Below are 17,314 nucleotides of genomic sequence, written 5' to 3'. Positions count from 1 at the left end.
GGCCTTTTTTCATGGCCGCGCTGGTCGACAATCGCGGCCCGTCTGTTTCTCCGTTTGCTGCTTCGATGCTCGCTGAAGTCCTCATCATCGGCGCCGGCCCCGCCGGCAGCGCCTGCGCGCGGCTGCTGGCCCGTGCCGGCATCGACGTGCTGCTGGTCGACCAACATCCCCCGGGCCGCGACAAGATCTGTGGCGACGGCCTGATCCCGGATGCGCACAAGGCGCTGGCACGGCTGGGACTGCTGGACGACGTCATGCGCCTGGCCCAGCCCGTCGCGCATGTCGGCTGCATCGGCCCGCGCGGTGGCCGCATCGACGTGCCCGGGTCGCTGGCCGTGCTGCCGCGGCGCGAGCTGGATGCGCTGCTGTTGCAGGCCGCTCGGGACGCCGGCGCGCGCTTCGAGCAGGCGCGCTTCGACGCTCCGCTGGAAGCCGATGGCCGTGTCATCGGCGCGCGCCTCAAGCGCGGTGAGGAGATCATCGAGGTCGCCGCGCGCTGGGTCGTGCTGGCCACCGGCGCAGTGCCGAAGGCGCTGACCGCTGCCGGCATGTGCGAGCGCCACACGCCCAGCGGCGTCGCGCTGCGCGGCTACGTGAAGGCGCCGCAGATGGTCGGCAAGATCAAGGCGCTGGAAGTCGTCTGGGACAAGTCGGTGCGGCCGGGCTATGGCTGGATCTTCCCGGCGCCGGACGGCCACTTCAACATCGGCGTCGGCGTGACTGACTCGCACCGCGACCTGGGTGGCGGCAAGGGCGTCAAGAAGGACGTCAACCTGCGCGCCATCTTCGACGCCTTCGTCCAGAAGTACGCGCCGGCCGCCGAGCTGATGCGGGTCGGCGAAATGGTGGGCGAGCTGAAGGGCGCGCCGCTGCGCTGCACGCTCGCGGGCGCCAGGTGGACGCGGCCCGGCCTGCTGGTCACCGGCGAGGCGGCCGGCAGCACCTATTCCTTCACCGGCGAGGGCATCGGCAAAGCGATGGAGACCGGCATGCTGGCGGCCGACGCCATCCTGGCGCATCGCGAGGACGACACCGCCGCGCGCGCAGCGTACGAAGCCGGCCTGACGGCGTTGAAGCCCAAGTTCGAACTCTACGAACGCGCAAACCGCGTCAACGCCCACCCCTGGCTGGCCGACCTGCTGATCTGGCGCGCCAAGAAGAGCCCGCGGCTGCTCAAGCGCATGAGCGGCGTGCTCAATGAGACCAGCAACCCGGGCAACCTGGTCAGCCTGAAGGGCATCTCCAGGCTGTTCCTGGAATAGCCTGATCAGTTGGGGACAGCGCATGGCGCTGCGCGCCAAGGTCTGTCCCGCAAGGTCTTCAGGTTCGCTCGACCACCAGCGCGATGCCCTGGCCCACGCCGATGCACATCGTGCACAGCGCGTAGCGGCCGCCGGTCATTTCGAGCTGGTTGATCGCCGTCGTCACCAGCCGCGCGCCGCTGGCGCCCAGCGGGTGGCCCAGCGCGATCGCGCCGCCGTTGGGGTTCACGCGGGCATCGTCGTCCGCCAGGCCCAGGTCGCGCAGCACGGCCAGTCCTTGCGCGGCAAACGCCTCGTTCAGTTCGATGACGTCCATCTGCGCGAGCGTCAGGCCCGTCAGCGCCAGCACCTTGCGCGTCGCCGGCGCCGGGCCAATGCCCATGATGCGCGGCGCGACGCCCGCCGTGGCCATGCCGACGACGCGGGCGCGCGGCTTGAGGCCGTGGCGCGCAGCCTCGGCCTCACTGGCCAGCAGCAGCGCGCAGGCGCCGTCGTTGACACCGCTGGCATTGCCGGCCGTCACGCTGCCTTCGGGCTTGACCACGCCCTTGAGCTTGGCCAGCGCTTCCAGGCTGGTCTCGCGCGGATGCTCGTCGAGCAGCACGCGCAGCGGCTCGCCCTTCTTCTGCGGCACGTCCACCGGCACGATCTCGCGCTCGAAGAAGCCTCGCTTCTGCGCCGCAATGGCCTTCATCTGCGAGGCCAGCGCCATGCGGTCCTGCGCCTCGCGCTCGATGCCGAAATCGGCCGCGACGTTCTCGGCCGTCTCCGGCATCGCGTCGACGCCGTAAGCCGCCTTCATCTGCTTGTTGATGAAGCGCCAGCCGATGGTCGTGTCGTAGATGGCGTTGGCGCGGCTGAAGGCCGACTCGGCCTTGGGCATCACGAAGGGCGCGCGGCTCATGCTCTCCACACCGCCGGCGATCATCAGCCCGGCCTCGCCGGCGCGGATGGCGCGGGCCGCCGTGCCGACCGCGTCCAGGCCCGAGCCGCACAGGCGGTTCACGGTGCTGCCCGGCACATCCACCGGCAGGCCGGCCAGCAACGCGGCCATGCGGGCGACGTTGCGGTTGTCCTCACCGGCCTGGTTGGCGCAGCCGTAGATGACGTCGGCGACCTGGGCCCAGTCGACATTCGCGTTGCGCGCCATCAGCGCCTTGATGGGCAGTGCGCCGAGGTCATCGGTGCGGACGGAAGACAGCGCGCCGCCGTAGCGGCCGAAGGGGGTGCGGATCGCGTCGCAGATGTAGGCGTGGTTCATAGGACAGAGCTTCTCAGGTAGGGGCTGACGCGATAGCGCTCGCCGCGGTAATGGGTGTCGAGACGGTCCAACAGGGCCACGATGGGCTCGGCGCCCCACAGCGCCAGCCATTCGAACGGCCCGGCCGGGTAGTTGACGCCCAGCTTCATCGCCGCGTCGGCGCCTTCCTCTGAGCAAACGCCTTGCTGCACGGCGTCGTGCGCCTCGTTGACCAGCATGGCGATGGTGCGCGCGACGATCAGGCCGGGCACGTCGACCATCTCGCGCGGCGTGAAGCCCAGCGCCCTCAGCCAAACCACCTTGTCGGAGAGGTTGCCCGACGTGGCATAGGCCAGATCCTTGGCTTCACCCAGCGGCAGATCGAACACCACGACCGGCGCCTGGAAATCCCTCTCGGCGGCAATCTCGCGCGCGGTGCGGCCGTCGGTCATCCGGATCTGGGTGCGATCCGCCTCCAGGCCAATCCAGTCGCTGGCGTCGTCGCGCTCCGCCTCGGGCAAGGCCGCGTGGAGCCGCTCTGCCACCGGCCCGCGGCCGTGCACGACCAGCCGCTTCGCGCTGGGCTTGTCAAAGCCGGCAGGCGTCGGCAAAGCCGGCGCGCCTTCCGGATAGCGGTAGAACCCACGCCCGCTCTTGCGGCCGAGATAGCCGGCATCCACCAGCTCCTGCTGCACCAGCGACGGCGTGAAGCGGCGGTCGAAGAAGTTGGCCGCGAACACCGAGTTCGTCACCGCGAAATTGGTGTCGTGGCCGATCAGGTCCATCAGCTCGCACGGCCCCATGCGAAAGCCCGCCGCGCGCAGGCAGGCATCGATGATCTCGGGCCTGGCCGCGCCGTCCTGCAGCAGCATCAACGCCTCGGCGTAATAGGGCCGGGCGATGCGGTTGACGATGAAGCCGGGCGTGGAGCGCGTGTAGACGGCTGTCTTGCCCCAGCGGCCGGCCAGCTCGAACACGGCCTGCGCGACCTCGGGCGACGTGCCCAGGCCTCGCACGACCTCGACCAGCTTCATCAACGGCACCGGGTTGAAGAAGTGCATGCCCACCAGCCGCTCGGGCGCCTTCATGTCGCGCGCCAACGCCGTCACGGAGATGGACGAAGTGTTGGTCGCGATGACCGCGTCGGCGGGCAGCACGGCTTCCAGCTCGGCGAACAGCGCGCGCTTCACGTCGAGGTTCTCGACGATGGCCTCGATGGCGAGGTCGGCGGGCACCAGCGCGTCCACCGGCGTGATGCGCGCCAGCGTCGCCTGCACGGCGTCCGGCGTCAGCTTGCCCTTGGCGACCAGGCCGTCCAGCGTCTGCGCGAGCTTGGCCTTGGCGGCCTCGGCCGCGCCGGCGCGGGCGTCGAAGAGGGCCACGTCGTGGCCGGCCTGGGCGGCGACCTGGGCGATGCCGGCGCCCATCAGGCCGGCACCGATGACGAGGATGCGGGAGTCGTTCAAGTTCATTCGGGAGGCGTCCAGTTCGGCTTGCGTTTGGCCAGGAAGGCCGCGAAACCCTCGCGGGCCTCGGGCGTGGTGCGCACGCGGGCAATGGTTTGCGCGGTCAGCTCGCGCACCTCGGCCGTCACCGGGCCGGGCGCGAGCTGCGCGTACAGCTGCTTGATCTCCCCTTGCGCCTGCGGGCCGCAGCCCAGCAGGTCGGTGACGAGGGCGTCGACCGCCGTGTCCAGGCCCTCGGCCGGCACGACGCGCTGCACGAGGCCGATGCGCTGGGCCTCGTCCGCACCAATGCGGGCTGCCGTCAGCGCCAGGCGCCGCGCCTCGCGCAGGCCCACCGCGTTGACGAGGTGCGGGCCGATGACCGCCGGCAGGATGCCCATGCGGGCCTCGCTGACCGAGAAGCTGGCGGCCTCGGACGCGACGGCCATGTCGCAGGCCGCCACCAGCCCCACGCCCCCACCCAGCGCCGCGCCCTGCACGCGGGCGATGGTCGGCTTGGGCGCTTCGGCGATGCGCGCCAGCATGGCCGAGAAGCGACGCGCGTCGGCCAGGTTGTCGTCCTGCGACGCGGCGGCGGCGCGCTGCATCCACTGCAGGTCGGCGCCAGCGCTGAAATGCTTGCCGCTGCCGGCCAGCACGATGACGCGCACGCCGGCGTCACAGCCCAGCAGCGCGAAGGCCGCGTCCAGTTCGGCGATCAACGTCTCGTCGAAGGCGTTGAACACGGCGGGTCGGTTCATCGTCAGCACGGCGACGCCGTTGCCCCGACGATCCAGATCAAGCGCAGTCCAGGAAGGCATGCCGGGATTCTGCCTTTTCCCGACCGATCGGTCGACAAACCATCCATGCGCACCATCCTGCCGTTCGCCGCACCGGGGCGCCGGGGCCGGGCCGCCCTCCTAGACTGGCTGCCATGCGCTCCCTGCTCAACGCCTCTCACTGCCGCCAGTGGTTCTACCCCGGCCCGCTGCGCACCTTCACGCCCGCGGAGATGGCCCAGGCCGGCATGCAGCCGTGGCCGCTGGCCGTGGACAGCTATGTCGCCATCAACCTGCTGGTGCTGCTGCCCGTCGTGTTGTGGAGCGCGCACGGCAACGGCTGGGCCACGCAGGCGCTGTGGTGGGCGCTGTGCTGCGCGCTGGCCGCGGCGGCGCTGATGGCGGCGCGCTCGCTGTGGCGCCACCCCACACGCAAGCGACTCAACCTCTATTCCTATGTGGCGGCCATCGCGCTGGCGGTGACATTCGTGACGATGGCCAAGATGGGCGGGCGCGAGTGGGTGATGCGCGAGAACCCCTTCATCGTCGCCACCATGACGGGCGTGCTGAGCGCCTGGTGGATGCTGACCATCTTCCGCGTCCAGCAGATCGAGGCCCGGCTGCGCGAGCTGGCGGAACAGGACGCAGCGCTGCGCCTGTCCGCCCGGCTGGCCACGGCGCAGATCCAGCCGCACTTCCTGTTCAACACGCTGGCCTCGCTGCAGCACTGGGTGGAGACGGGCGACGCCCGCGCCGCGCCGCTGCTGCGCGACTTCACGGCCTACCTGCGCGCGACGCTGCCGATGTTCGAGCGCGAGACGCAGCCGCTGGCCGACGAGATCGAGATGGTCAGGCGCTACCTGGCCATCATGCAGGCACGGCTGGGCGCGCGGCTGGGCTTCGCCGTCGACGTGCCGGCCGACCTGCAGACCGAGCTGCCGCCCGGCCTGCTGCTGACGCTGGTCGAGAACGCGATCGCCCACGGCATCGAGCCCCAGCTGCGCGGCGGCCAAGTGGCCATCACGGCGCGGCGCGACGGCGCGCGCCTCGTGCTGACCGTGCAGGACGACGGCTCCGGCCTGGCGCCCGGCTGGCGCGAAGGCGTGGGCCTGTCCAACACGCGCCGCCGCCTGCTGCAGGCCTGCCCCGGCGCCACGCTGGCGCTGGCAGACGCCCACCCCGGCTGCATCGCCACACTCACGCTATGAACCCCATCACCGCCCTGATCGCCGACGACGAAGAAGCCCCGCGCGAGCAGCTGCGCGCCGCGCTGGCCCGCCTGTGGCCTGAGCTGCAGCTCGTCGCGGCCAGCAGCAACGGCGCCGAGGCCTGGGACGACTGCCTGGCGCACGAGCCGGCCATCGCCTTCCTGGACATCCGCATGCCCGGCCTGACCGGCCTGGAGGTGGCGCGCCGCCTGTCTGCGCTGGCCGCACCGCCGCTGATCGTCTTCGTGACGGCCTTCGACGACCATGCGCTGGCCGCCTTCGACGCCGGCGCCATCGACTACGTGCTCAAGCCCGTCGACGACGAACGCCTGGCGCAGACGCTGACCCGCCTGCGTGCGCGCCTCGCGCAGCCCACGGCGGACACGACGGCGCTGCAGCGCCTGCTCGCCGGCCTGGTGCAGCCCAGGCCCGCGGCCCGCCCCATCCAGGCCGGCGTCGGCCGCGAGGTGCAGCTGATCCCGCCTGACGAGATCCTCTACTTCGAGGCCGACGCGCGCTACACCCGGGTAGTCCACCAGGGCGGCGACGCGCTGATCCGCACGCCGCTGCGCGAGCTGCTGACGCAGCTCGACCCCGAGCAGTTCTGGCAGATCCACCGCAGCGTGCTGGTCAACAGCCGCTGCATCGCACGCGCGGTCCGCGTCGACGAGGGCACGATGGTGGTCACGCTGCGCGGCCGCGACGAGCGGTTGCCGGTGTCGCGCCAGTTCCAGGCCCTCTTCAAGGGTCAATAAGCCTTCAGCCCAGGGCAAACCCTTGCCGAACGGCCGGAGCGAGTTCCGACAATCCGCGCCACCAAAGATGCCCCTAGTTCTTGGGAGTCTCCCAGAACTTCACCCCCATGCCCTCAGCCCTGCCCAGCCCCCGCTTCGACCACTTCTACCGCTACGAGGAGCTGACGGCGCTGCTGTTCGCCTACGCCGAGGCGCGACCCAACCTGGTGTCGGTGCGCTCCATCGGCAAGAGCTACGAGGGCCGCGACATCTGGGTCGTCGTCGTGACCAACCTGGCCAGCGGCATGGACATCGACAAGCCGGCCATGTGGATAGACGGGAACATCCACGCGGCCGAGCTGACCGCGTCGACGACCTGCCTGTACTACCTGCATCAGCTGCTGAAGGAGCACGGCGGCACGACGGCCGAAGCGCAGCAGATCAACCGCCTGCTGGACACGCGCGCGCTCTACATCGTGCCGCGCCTGAACCCCGACGGCGCGGAGCTGGCGCTGGCCGACCGGCCGCGCCACATCCGCAGCTCCACGCGGCCCTACCCCTACACAGAGGAGGCCGTCGACGGCCTGACGGTGGAAGACATCGACGGCGACGGCCGCATCCTGACGATGCGCGTGCCCGACCCGCACGGCGGCTACAAGAAGCACGCCGCCGACCCGCGCCTGATGGTGGCGCGCGAGCCGGGCGAACATGGCGGCGAGTACTACCGCCTGATCCCCGAAGGCTTCGTGCGCAACCACGACGGCCTGACCGTCAAGGTCAATGCCGACCGCGAGGGGCTGGACCTGAACCGCAACTTCCCCGGCGAATGGCGCCAGGAGTTCCAGCAAGTCGGCGCCGGCCCCTACCCGACCAGCGAGCCCGAGGTGCGGGCGATGGTCGAGTTCATCACCGCCCACCCCAACATCGGCGCGGCCGTCAGCTATCACACGCACAGCGGCGTCATCCTGCGCCCCTGCGGCACGCGCCCCGACAAGGACATGACGCCCGAGGACCTGTGGACCTTCCAGCAGTTCTCGGCGCTGGGCGAGCAGCACACGGGCTACCCGGCCGTCAGCATCTATGAAGACTTCCGCTACCACCCCAAGGACGTCATCACCGGCACGCAGGACTGGGTCTACGAGCACCTGGGCGCGCTGTTCTGGGTCGTCGAGCTGTGGTCGCCCAAAAAGGAGGCCGGCATCGAGGACGGCAAGTGGATCGACTGGTACCGCGAGCATCCGGTCGAGGACGACGTCAAGCTGCTGAAGTGGAGCGACGAACGCTGCGCCGGCCAGGCCCATGTCGACTGGACGCCCTTCCAGCACCCGCAGCTGGGCGCCGTGGAGATCGGCGGCTGGGACAAGATGAACTACTGGCGCAACCCGCCGCCGGGCCTGCGCGAGCGCGAGGCCGCGCGCTTCCCGGCCTGGATGACGCAGATCGCGATGAGCCTGCCCAAGCTGGAGCTGATCCGCACGGAGGTGCGCGCGCTGGGCCCCGACATGTGGCGGGTGCGCCTGGCGGTGGCCAATGCCGGCTACCTGCCGGCCTATGTGACGCAGCGGGCGCTGGAGCGCAAGACCGTGCGCGGCGTCATGTTCGAGATCCACATGCCCTCGGGCGACCCGAGCATCAGCCTGGTCAGTGGCAAGGAGCGCATGGAAGGCCCGCAGCTGGAAGGCCATGCGCCCAAGCAGAGTCAGCTCGCTTTCCTGGGCAACAAGCATGTGACTGGCGACCGCGCCGTGGCCGAGTGGGTGGTGCGCGCGCCGGTGGGCACGCGGCTGGCATTGAGCGCCAGTGCGGAGCGGGCCGGGCTGATCAGGACCGAGGTGGTGCTGGACTGACCGGCGCGCGGCGCCTCAGCGCTTGCGCCTGTCGTCCTCGGCCGGCCAGCGCCCGGCCGGGATGTTCACGTACCGCGATGCCGCCTTGCGGCGCCGGCTCGGCCAGTCGCACCCGCCGCAGCTGCCACAGCAGTCGCTCCCCCAGCTGCATGCGCGGCTGAAACCGTTCGTGCTGCAGGCATCGCAGTCGGCAGCGCCCAGGTCGAGATCGCAGCCGGGGTCGCAGACGCCCCGCTGCGCCTGCATGCGCATCGACGCCGCGCGCCTGTGGGCCTCGCCGCACCGCCGCAGCCGAATCTTCAACACGGCCAACCCGCACCGGACGCCCCAACGCCGGATCACCCGCGCCCCCAGCGCGGAACAGCTCGCCCGCCCGGTGTGCACGCGGTAGGCGCAGCAAAAGCCCTTGTGGGGCGACACGTAGCGCTGATAGACGCCGATGGCGGCCAGCGCGAGGTCGCGCATCAGTCTGCGGCCCGTTCGCTTTCCTGCGCGGCCACGACCGCCTCGCGCCACAGCCGCGCCGGGATGAAGGTGCGCAGCTGCTCCATGGCCTTGGCGATCAGCGCCGGGTGCAGGCCATGGTCCAGGTGCGGCAGCAGGTCGGCCGTCACGTCGGCCCCCAGGTCGACCAGCGACTGCGCCGCGTCCACGACATGCCGGTACGGGAAGCGCTGGTCGGCCAGGCCGTGCAGCAGGTGCACGCAGACATCCTGCGGCGCGTGCTCGGGCCGCGACAGGTAGCCGCCGGCAAAGGCCAGCACGCGGCCCGCGAGTTCGGGTTCGGCCTGCACGGCCTCCAGCGCCAGCAGCGCGCCGTCGCCGACGCCGGCCAGCGCGACGCGCTGCCAGGGCAGGCCCAGCTTGTCGGCCTCCAGGCGCAGCCGCGCGATCAGGTGCGGCAGCGCCGCCGTCAGGCCGTCTAGGCTGGGCGCGTCCTGCGGCCACCAGCGGCAGCGGCCCTCGGCGTCGCGCAGCGGCGGGTGCAGGTTGAGCGTGACGGCATTGGGGTATTGCGCGTGCAGGGCTGCGGCCAACGGCGCCAGCGTATCGGGGCCGTCGGGCGCGATGCCGCCGTCGGTCAGCAGCGCGAACAGCAGGTCGGGTGCTGTTGCATCTTGGGGGTGACTCATGCCGGTATTTTCTGTCCAGCCCGCTATCCTGGGGCGCTGTTTCCGCCACCCGGGCCCGCCTTGATGGAACTGAAAGTGAACGGCCAGGCCGTGGCCCTGCCGGAGATCGCCAGCGACCCCGCGATGCCCTTGCTGTGGGCGCTGCGCGACGGGTTGAACCTGACCGGCACCAAGTACGGCTGCGGCATCGGCGCCTGTGGCGCCTGCACGGTGCACATCGACGGCCAGGCCGTGCGGTCCTGCGTGATGCCGCTGGCGGCCTGCCAGGGCAAGGCCGTCACGACCATTGAAGGGTTGGCCACCAAGGACCAGGCCCATGCCGTGCAGCTCGCCTGGCTGGCCGAACAGGTGCCGCAATGCGGCTACTGCCAAAGCGGCATGCTGATGGCCGCCGCGGCGCTGCTGGCCAAGAACAGCAAGCCCAGCGATGCCGACATCGACGCGGCCATGACCAACCTGTGCCGCTGCGGCACCTATCCGCGCGTGCGCGCGGCGATCAAGCAGGCCGCGAAAGGGCTGAAACGGTGAGGCGGGCCGAGCGCCGGGCCGCGCCCAAGCCGGCCCGCATCCCTTCGCGAGATCGGGTGATGACCTCATCGCCCGAGGGGACGACATGAGGCGGCGCACGTGGCTGCTCGCCGGGGCCGGGGCCGCCGGCGCACTGATCGTCGGCTGGGGCGCCATGCCACCGCGTTCGCGCCTGGGCAGCAAGCACCTGCTGGCCCATGTCGACGGCGAGGTGGGCCTGAACGGCTGGATCAAGATCGCCACCGACGGCACGGTGCTGCTGGCCATGAACCGCAGCGAGATGGGCCAGGGCGTGCACACGGCGCTGGCCCAGCTCGTGGCCGAGGAGCTGGGCGTGCCGCTGCGCAGCGTGCGCCTGACGGCGGCCGGCCATGACGCGATCTACGGCAATGTCGCCGCGGCACTGGGCAACATCCCCTTCGGCCCGCGCGACCGCGAGGCCGGTGGCCGCGCGTTCCGGCTGTCGTCCTGGGTGACCGCCAAGGTCGCGCGCGAGCTGGGCCTGAACCTGACCGGGGGCTCCTCGTCCACGGCCGACGCCTGGGACACGCTGCGCCTGGCCGCCGCCACTGCCCGCGCCCAGCTGCTGGGCGCCGCGGCGCTGAAGCACAAGCTGCCGGTGGCAGAGCTGACGGTGAAGGCCGGCGTCATCCAGCACGCCAGCGGCGCGCTCAGCCATTACGGCGAACTCGCCGCCCAGGCCGCGCTGACGCCGCCGGGCGACGTGGTGCTGAAGGACCCCAACCACTGGACGCAGATCGGCCAGGCGCTGCCGCGCATCGACCTCGCCGCCAAGGTGGACGGCAGCGCGCGCTACGGCCTGGACGTGCGCGAACACGGCCAGGTCTTCGCCGCCATCCGCCACTGCCCGATGCTGGGCGGCGGGTTGGGGCCGGCCAACCTGGACGCGGTCCGCGCACGGCCGGGTGTGCTGCGTGTCGTGGCGCTGGGGCCCGTCGCCGGCTCAACGGCCGCCTATGCCGTCGTCGCGCGCACCACCTGGCATGCCCGCGAGGCCGCCAAGGCACTGGACGTCGCCTGGCAGCCGCCACCGGGCGGCCGGCTGGACTCCAAGACCATCCTGGCCGACCTGGAGCGCCAGGCCCGCCACGCCCATGCCGCCGGCGCCGGCTTCGCCTTCCTGGCGCAAGGCGACGCGCGGGCTGCGCTGGCCTCGGCCGCGACGAAGCTGGAAGCCGTCTACAGCGCGCCCTACCTCGCTCACGCGACGATGGAGCCCATGAACTGCACGGCGCAGGTGCTGGACGGCCATGTCACCGTCTGGGCGCCGACCCAGGTGCCGGGCTTCGCACGCGACCTGGCGGCGCGCGTTGCCGGCGTGCCGCCCGAGCATGCGACCGTGCACGTCACCTACCTTGGCGGCGGCTTCGGCCGGCGGCTGGACGTGGACTTCGTCGGCCAGGCCGTGCGTGTCGCGATGGAGATGGCCGGCCTGCCGGTGCAGCTCGTTTGGTCACGCGAGGAAGACATGGCGCACGACTTCTACCGCCCCGCCGAAGTTGCCGTGCTGCAGGGCGGGCTGGACGCCGCCGGCCAGCCGGTCGCGCTGGCCGTCACGAACGCGGCAGACGCCATGCTGCCGCGCTGGGCCGAGCGCGTCATGCCCGGCGTCGCGCCCGTGCTGGACCTGCTCAACCGCAACGCCTTCCCCGACGCCCGCGCGCCGGCAGCCCTGCTGGCGCGCGGCGATGCGCCCGACAAGACGGCGTCCGAGGGCTTGTTCGACCTGGCCTACGCCATCCCCCACCTGCGCATCGCCCACCAGCCCACGCGCAGCGGCGTGCCGGTCGGCATGTGGCGCTCCGTGGGTCACTCCCACCACGCCTTCTTCAAGGAGGGCTTCATTGACGAGCTGGCCCACGCGGCCAAGGCCGACCCGGTGGCTTTCCGCCTGGGCCTGCTCGCCGGCCTGCCGCGCCACCAGGCCGTGCTCCGGCGCGCGGCCGAGGCGGCCGGCTGGAGCCAGCCGCCACCGGCCGGTGTCGCGCGCGGCGTGGCCGTGCACGAGAGCTTCGGCAGCATCGTGGCGCAGGTGGTGGAGGTGACGAAGCGGGGCGGCGAGCCGCGCGTGAACCGCGTCGTCTGCGCCATCGACTGCGGCACCGTCGTCAACCCGGGCATCGTCGTGCGCCAGGTCGAGAGCGGCATCGTCTTCGGGCTGACGGCGGCGCTGTGGGGCCGCATCGACATCGTCGGCAGCGAGGTGCAGCAGCAAAACTTCCCCGACCACCCGCTGCTGACGCTGGCGCAATGCCCCGTCATCGAGACCTATTTCGTGCCCAGCGACGGGCCGCCCAGCGGCGTCGGCGAACCCGCCACGCCTCCCGTGGCGCCCGCCGTGGCGAACGCCTGGTTTGCGCTGACCGGCGAGCGCCGGCGCCGCCTGCCGCTGAGCGGCTGATCAGCAAGCCGCAATTCGCAGGCAAAACGAGTGGGTATGCGTTGCGCATAGACCACGTTTGCGAGCGCCGCGACGCCCGCCCCAGGGGTCTTTCGCGCCTGCGCCGCCGCCCCTGGCAGGTGCCCTGTGCGCATGCTTTTGGGGCGTCATTACCCGGGCTACCCCCTAACTTGAACTGCTTTGACGCACCAGTAAAGAACTGCGAATTCCGGTGAAGCCTTGTCAAGGGGGGCATACCTGGCTTTGTCCCCAACGAAGGGGACCGTCAGACTGTCATGACGTATTTCACCCTGCCTTCACTCCATGAAATCCTTCGGACACATTCCCAAGCTCGCCGTGACGCTCACGGCTCTGGCTGCACAAGCCTATTGCGGGCAGGCCATTGCGCAGACCGGCAACCAGCTCGAGCGCGTTGAAGTCACCGGCACCAACATCAAGCGCATCTCGCGCGAGACCGAATCTCCCATCGACGTCATCACGGCCAAGGACATCCAGGCCAGCGGCGCCCGCACGGCGCTGGAAGTGATGAAGCTGATCCCGGCCATCGGCAACGACGGCTACAACGACACGGCCACGCAGAACGGCTTCTCGCGCGGCGTTGCAACGGTTTCGCTGCGCAACCAGACCGCCACGTCGACGCTGGTGCTGATCAACGGCCGTCGCATGACGCCGTCGGCCTACGCCAACCCGAACAACGGCACGACCACGCTGTACGACCTGAACTCGATCCCGGTGTCGGCGATCGACCGCATCGAAGTGCTGAAGGATGGTGCATCGGCCGTCTATGGCTCTGACGCGATGGCCGGCGTGATCAACTTCATCACGCGCAAGGACTACCAGGGCTTCGAGGTCAAGCTCCTGGCCGGCGCCAACGATGCCGGCGAATACAAGCGCCAGACGGTCAGCGCCACGGCCGGCTTCGGCGATTTCGCGACCAAGGGCTACAACGTCTTCGTGGGCATCGACTTCACCCACAAGGGTCGCAGCATGGTCGGCGACTCGACCGACGAAGACATCCAGGCGGCCGACTACCGCGCCATCAACCTGCGCCGCAACCCCTACGGCAGCTTCCTGTACAACAACCAGCCCTGGTTCATCAAGGAAAACGGCGCCAACGGCTCGCGCAGTTTCCCGCAGACGGCGGCGTTCGTCGCCAACACGGTCAACACCTCCACCTGCGCGGATTCCGAAAAGATCGTCGGCGAGACTGCCCGCTACAACATCACCACGGCTGCACTGCTGGGTCGCACGTTCTGCAACTACAACCTCGACCAGTTCGCCGAGATGCAGAGCCCGGGCGATGACCTGAACCTGTTGGGACGCGGCACCCTCAAGCTCGGCGGGACCATGGAAGGCTTCGCCGAGTTGATGTACAGCCGCAGCAAGCGCCAGTACCTCGGCGCACCCCGCACCATCAACGGCCTGAGCCCGTCGAACAACTTCAACGGCACCGGCCTGGCCGCGAGCTTCCAGCCCATCCTGGAAATCGGCCACCCCGACAACCCGTTCACCAATGCCCGCGCTGCCGTGCAGCTGCGCTTCCCCAGCGCCCCGGGCGGCTTCGACCTGACGAACACCGGCGCGCGCGCGCTGGTTGGCGTGCGTGGCACCGTCGGCGCCGACATCGACTGGGAATCCGGCCTGCTGTGGAACAAGTCGGATCGCGACGAGTACTACTACGGCTTCCTGCGCCTGCCGGTGCTGCGCCAGATGCTGGGCACCGCGTTTGGCGGCACGAACCGCTCGCTGGCCTCGATCTCGGCTGACCCGGACCTGTCGCGCCCGCTGCTCAACAGCGGCTCGGCCGAAGTGCTGCAATGGGATGCCAAGGCCAGCACCACGTTCGGCAATCTGCCTGGCGGTGCCATCGGCGTGGCAGGCGGTATCGAAATTCGCCGCGAAGCCATCGACATCAAGCCGGACCCCGAGAACGCCGCCGGCAACATCCTGGGCCTGGCCAACACGGCCGTGAAGGGCTCCCGCGTCGTCAAGTCGGCCTTCGTCGAAGTCGTCGCGCCAGTGCTCAAGGGCCTGGAGCTGAACCTCGCCGGTCGCATCGACAAGTACCCGACGCTGAAGACCAACTTCGTGCCGAAGTTCGGCGTCAAGTGGCAGGCGCTGGACACGCTGGCCTTCCGCGGCAGCTATTCGGAAGGCTTCCGCGCCCCGTCGGTGTCGCAGGTGAGCCCGGGCGGTGCCCAGTTCTTCCTGAACAACCTGCGTGACCCGGTGCGCTGCAACACGGAAGCCACACCGCCGGTGCCGAAGCCGGGCGCCGAGACCGCCGACTGCGCCAAGAGCGTGGCCGGCCTGGGCGGCGGCAACCCGACCCTGAAGCCCGAGAACTCGTACAACACCTCGGCCGGCCTGATCTTCAGCCCGACCACCGGCGTGGACTTCGTGCTCGGTTACTGGAAGATCCGCAAGAACAACGAAGTGGCCCTGACCGACGGCCAGTCCGTGATCGACCATCCGGAGGCCTATCCGCCCGGCACGGTGGTTCGTGACAGCAACCCGAACCTGCTGCTGAACGGCGTGGCCGGCACCGGCCCGCTGCTGACCGTGTCCACGCCTTGGGTCAACCAGGGCACCACGATGACCTCGGGTATCGACTTCGAGGCCCGCGTGGCGGCCACGGTGATGGACGGCGTGCGCTGGACCAACTCGTTGAACGGCCAGTACACGCTGAAGTACGAGCGCATCGAGCACCCCGGCTACGCCAAGAACAACCTGGTGGGCACCCGCGGCGGTCTGGCCGACTGGTCGACCTCGGCACCCGACGTGCCGCGCCTGAAGATGCGCTTCACGTCGGCGTTCGAAAGTGGCTCGCACACGCTGAGCGGCGCGATGAACTACGTCAGCGGCCTGTCCTTCATCCGCCAGATGGACGGCACCAACATCCCGGCCGCCGGCAACACGCCTGCTGTCGTGCCGCTGTATTACTCGGGCACGAGCTGCCATTACGGTGGTGCGTTGAACGACCAGAACCTGTTCAGCCGCGCCGTGCTGGGCGTCGCACCCACCGCCACCAACGGCCGCGACCTCTACATCAACCGCTACCCGGGTTGCTCGATGTCCAAGTGGGTCACCTTCGATGTGGGCTACACGTACCGGGGCTTCAAGGACCTGACGCTGAGCCTGAACATCCAGAACGTCACCGACGAGAAGGCACCCTACGACCCCATCGGCGCGACGGGATCGCAGCTGGGCTACAACACGGGCATGCACAACCCGTACGGCCGCTACTTCACGGTGTCGGCGAACTACAAGTTCTGGTGATCCAGACGCTGCCTGGCAGCAACCAAAAGGGCACCGCGAGGTGCCCTTTTTTTGTCTCCCGTGGCCAAACGATCCGCGAGGCCGTGGCGTGCACCGCCCAGGAAAATTGCTTCATGCGCGAGGGGTGGTAGTGCCGTTGGTGGCCGGCCTGCGTCGCCACCAGCGCTAGAAAACCCTCGCTCCATGAAAAACGGCGGCCGGATGGCCGCCGTTTGCCTTCAGGCGCCGATTACAGGCAGCAGGCGATCAGCTGCTGCATGCAGCAGGCCAGGTCGCCGCAGCAGTTCTGCGCGGCGAAGGCGACGGCCGAGACCGACAGCAGGCCGAGGGCGGCCGTGATCTTGATCAACTTGGATTTCATGGAAGTCCTTTGAAGTTTGGATGAGGGACAGGGGACGGCGCCGGCTTCTAGTCAGGCGGGGTCCAGATCTCGGCAATCCAATCGTCACAGGCGACGCTCAGCATCACGGGGCCCGTCGTCTTCGGCACGGCCATCTGAGGCAGCGGTTCGGGTGCCGGCCATGCCGCCGGGCTGGCGCACAAGGCGCAGACGCTGACGCAGGCCGGCATCGCGTCGCAGCCCTGCTCGCAGCAGGGCTGGCTGGCGCGCGCCATCGGCATCAGCACCAAGGCAGCGAGCAGCATCAGCATGAGAACCAGTCGGCGCGGCATGGGGCAACTCTAGCGGCGCGGCTTCAGACCTTGACGGAGAAGGGGTTGAAATCGGTGCCGCGGTCGTAGTGGTCCACGCCCTCGACGCGCTTGAGGAAGACCACGAAGCGCGCGGTGACCGGGTACAGCGCCGCCTCCCAGAGCAGCTTGAAGATGTACTGCGCGACGAACACGTTGAGCAATTGATCCTGTGGCCAGATGCCCCAGAAGGCGATGCTCAGGAAGAGACCGGTGTCCAGCAACTGACCCACGGCGGTGGAGCCGATGATGCGCGCCCACAGGTGTCTGCCGTTGCTGGCCACCTTCATCTTCGCCATCACGAAGCTGTTGGCGAAGCTGCCGGCAGCAAAGGCGATCATGGAACCGGCGACGACGCGCCAGGTGTTGCCGAACATCGCCTCGACGTGCAGCTGGTAGGCGTCCATGAAGCCGTTGCGCGCCGGCGGCAGGTGGACGATGACAAAGGCCATGAAGGCCGCGAACAGCAGCGCCCCGAAGCCGGCCCAGACGACGCGGCGGTCGCGGCCATAGCCGTAGACCTCGGTCAGCACGTCGCCAAAGATGTAGCTGATCGGGAAGAAGAACAGGTCCGCGCCGAAGGTGACCGTGCCGATCAGCGGCAGCTGCACCTGGGCCGCCTTGGCCGGGCCGATCAGGTTGGCGCACAGCAGCACGCAGACGCAGGCCGCCATGATCAAGTCGTAGTACTTGAAGCTGCGGGGCGCTGAAGCGTTCATGGCGGTGCGGCTCTCGGTCTCGGTTTTC

Annotated in this window: 15 protein-coding genes; 7 read left to right on the top strand and 8 right to left on the bottom strand. The window is 69.8% G+C overall.

What is annotated here, in order from left to right; all coding sequences use genetic code 11:
- Positions 1-65 precede the first annotated feature (65 nt).
- The gene (locus AC1D29_RS16570) at positions 66-1,262 is read left to right on the top strand and encodes an NAD(P)/FAD-dependent oxidoreductase (RefSeq protein WP_477899318.1); all 1,197 of its coding nucleotides are present in this window, start codon (positions 66-68) and stop codon (positions 1,260-1,262) included.
- A 58-nt stretch (positions 1,263-1,320) separates the two neighbouring features.
- Here AC1D29_RS16570 and pcaF read toward each other — a convergent pair whose 3' ends face one another.
- The 3 genes from pcaF to AC1D29_RS16555 are packed head-to-tail and all read right to left on the bottom strand — an operon-like array spanning position 1,321 to position 4,768.
- Positions 1,321-2,523, bottom strand: a complete 1,203-nt coding sequence (pcaF, locus tag AC1D29_RS16565) for a 3-oxoadipyl-CoA thiolase (RefSeq protein ID WP_477899316.1) — start codon at positions 2,521-2,523, stop codon at positions 1,321-1,323.
- Entirely contained in the window at positions 2,520-3,974 is a 1,455-nt protein-coding gene (locus AC1D29_RS16560) for a 3-hydroxyacyl-CoA dehydrogenase (protein WP_477899314.1), read from the bottom strand. The genes pcaF and AC1D29_RS16560 overlap by 4 nt, the downstream gene beginning before the upstream one ends.
- On the bottom strand, positions 3,971-4,768 hold the full coding sequence (locus tag AC1D29_RS16555) for an enoyl-CoA hydratase-related protein (protein ID WP_477899312.1): 798 nt from the start codon (positions 4,766-4,768) through the stop codon (positions 3,971-3,973). The genes AC1D29_RS16560 and AC1D29_RS16555 overlap by 4 nt, the downstream gene beginning before the upstream one ends.
- Before the next feature lie 113 nt (positions 4,769-4,881).
- Here AC1D29_RS16555 and AC1D29_RS16550 point away from each other — a divergent pair, with 113 nt between their 5' ends.
- The 3 genes from AC1D29_RS16550 (at position 4,882) to AC1D29_RS16540 (ending at position 8,515) form a co-directional block, all read left to right on the top strand.
- On the top strand, positions 4,882-5,934 hold the full coding sequence (locus AC1D29_RS16550) for a sensor histidine kinase (RefSeq protein WP_477899310.1): 1,053 nt from the start codon (positions 4,882-4,884) through the stop codon (positions 5,932-5,934).
- Positions 5,931-6,689, top strand: a complete 759-nt coding sequence (locus AC1D29_RS16545; protein WP_477899307.1) for a LytR/AlgR family response regulator transcription factor — start codon at positions 5,931-5,933, stop codon at positions 6,687-6,689. The genes AC1D29_RS16550 and AC1D29_RS16545 overlap by 4 nt, the downstream gene beginning before the upstream one ends.
- A 107-nt stretch (positions 6,690-6,796) precedes the next feature.
- On the top strand, positions 6,797-8,515 hold the full coding sequence (locus tag AC1D29_RS16540) for a M14 family metallopeptidase (protein WP_477899305.1): 1,719 nt from the start codon (positions 6,797-6,799) through the stop codon (positions 8,513-8,515).
- Between the two features lie 15 nt (positions 8,516-8,530).
- On the opposite strand, the gene yidD is transcribed toward AC1D29_RS16540, so the two are convergent.
- Both yidD and AC1D29_RS16530 read right to left on the bottom strand, forming a co-directional pair.
- A complete protein-coding gene (gene yidD, locus AC1D29_RS16535) occupies positions 8,531-8,980 on the bottom strand; it encodes a membrane protein insertion efficiency factor YidD (RefSeq protein ID WP_477899303.1) in 450 nt (149 codons plus the stop codon).
- A complete protein-coding gene (locus AC1D29_RS16530; RefSeq protein WP_477899301.1) occupies positions 8,980-9,648 on the bottom strand; it encodes an alpha/beta hydrolase family protein in 669 nt (222 codons plus the stop codon). Before AC1D29_RS16530 ends, yidD begins: the two co-directional genes overlap by 1 nt.
- Before the next feature lie 63 nt (positions 9,649-9,711).
- Here AC1D29_RS16530 and AC1D29_RS16525 point away from each other — a divergent pair, with 63 nt between their 5' ends.
- The 3 genes from AC1D29_RS16525 to AC1D29_RS16515 all read left to right on the top strand — a co-directional run bounded on the left by AC1D29_RS16525 (position 9,712) and on the right by AC1D29_RS16515 (position 15,877).
- Entirely contained in the window at positions 9,712-10,176 is a 465-nt protein-coding gene (locus AC1D29_RS16525; protein WP_477899839.1) for a (2Fe-2S)-binding protein, read from the top strand.
- Between the two features lie 85 nt (positions 10,177-10,261).
- Positions 10,262-12,598 carry a xanthine dehydrogenase family protein molybdopterin-binding subunit gene (locus AC1D29_RS16520; RefSeq protein WP_477899299.1) on the top strand — a complete coding sequence of 779 codons (2,337 nt, stop codon included), beginning with the start codon at positions 10,262-10,264 and terminating at the stop codon, positions 12,596-12,598.
- Between the two features lie 303 nt (positions 12,599-12,901).
- Positions 12,902-15,877: a TonB-dependent receptor plug domain-containing protein gene (locus AC1D29_RS16515; protein ID WP_477899297.1), complete on the top strand. Its 2,976-nt coding sequence runs from the start codon at positions 12,902-12,904 to the stop codon at positions 15,875-15,877.
- Positions 15,878-16,106: 229 nt separating this feature from the next.
- On the opposite strand, the gene AC1D29_RS16510 is transcribed toward AC1D29_RS16515, so the two are convergent.
- The 3 genes from AC1D29_RS16510 to AC1D29_RS16500 are packed head-to-tail and all read right to left on the bottom strand — an operon-like array spanning position 16,107 to position 17,286.
- The gene (locus AC1D29_RS16510) at positions 16,107-16,238 is read right to left on the bottom strand and encodes a hypothetical protein (RefSeq protein WP_477899295.1); all 132 of its coding nucleotides are present in this window, start codon (positions 16,236-16,238) and stop codon (positions 16,107-16,109) included.
- 47 nt (positions 16,239-16,285) lie between these two features.
- On the bottom strand, positions 16,286-16,549 hold the full coding sequence (locus tag AC1D29_RS16505) for a hypothetical protein (RefSeq protein ID WP_477899293.1): 264 nt from the start codon (positions 16,547-16,549) through the stop codon (positions 16,286-16,288).
- Positions 16,550-16,572: 23 nt separating this feature from the next.
- The gene (locus AC1D29_RS16500; RefSeq protein WP_477899291.1) at positions 16,573-17,286 is read right to left on the bottom strand and encodes a queuosine precursor transporter; all 714 of its coding nucleotides are present in this window, start codon (positions 17,284-17,286) and stop codon (positions 16,573-16,575) included.
- Between the last annotated feature and the right edge of the window lie 28 nt (positions 17,287-17,314).

This window comes from Roseateles sp. P1_C6 (assembly GCF_056406315.1).
This window is presented reverse-complemented; position numbering and strand designations above follow the sequence as displayed.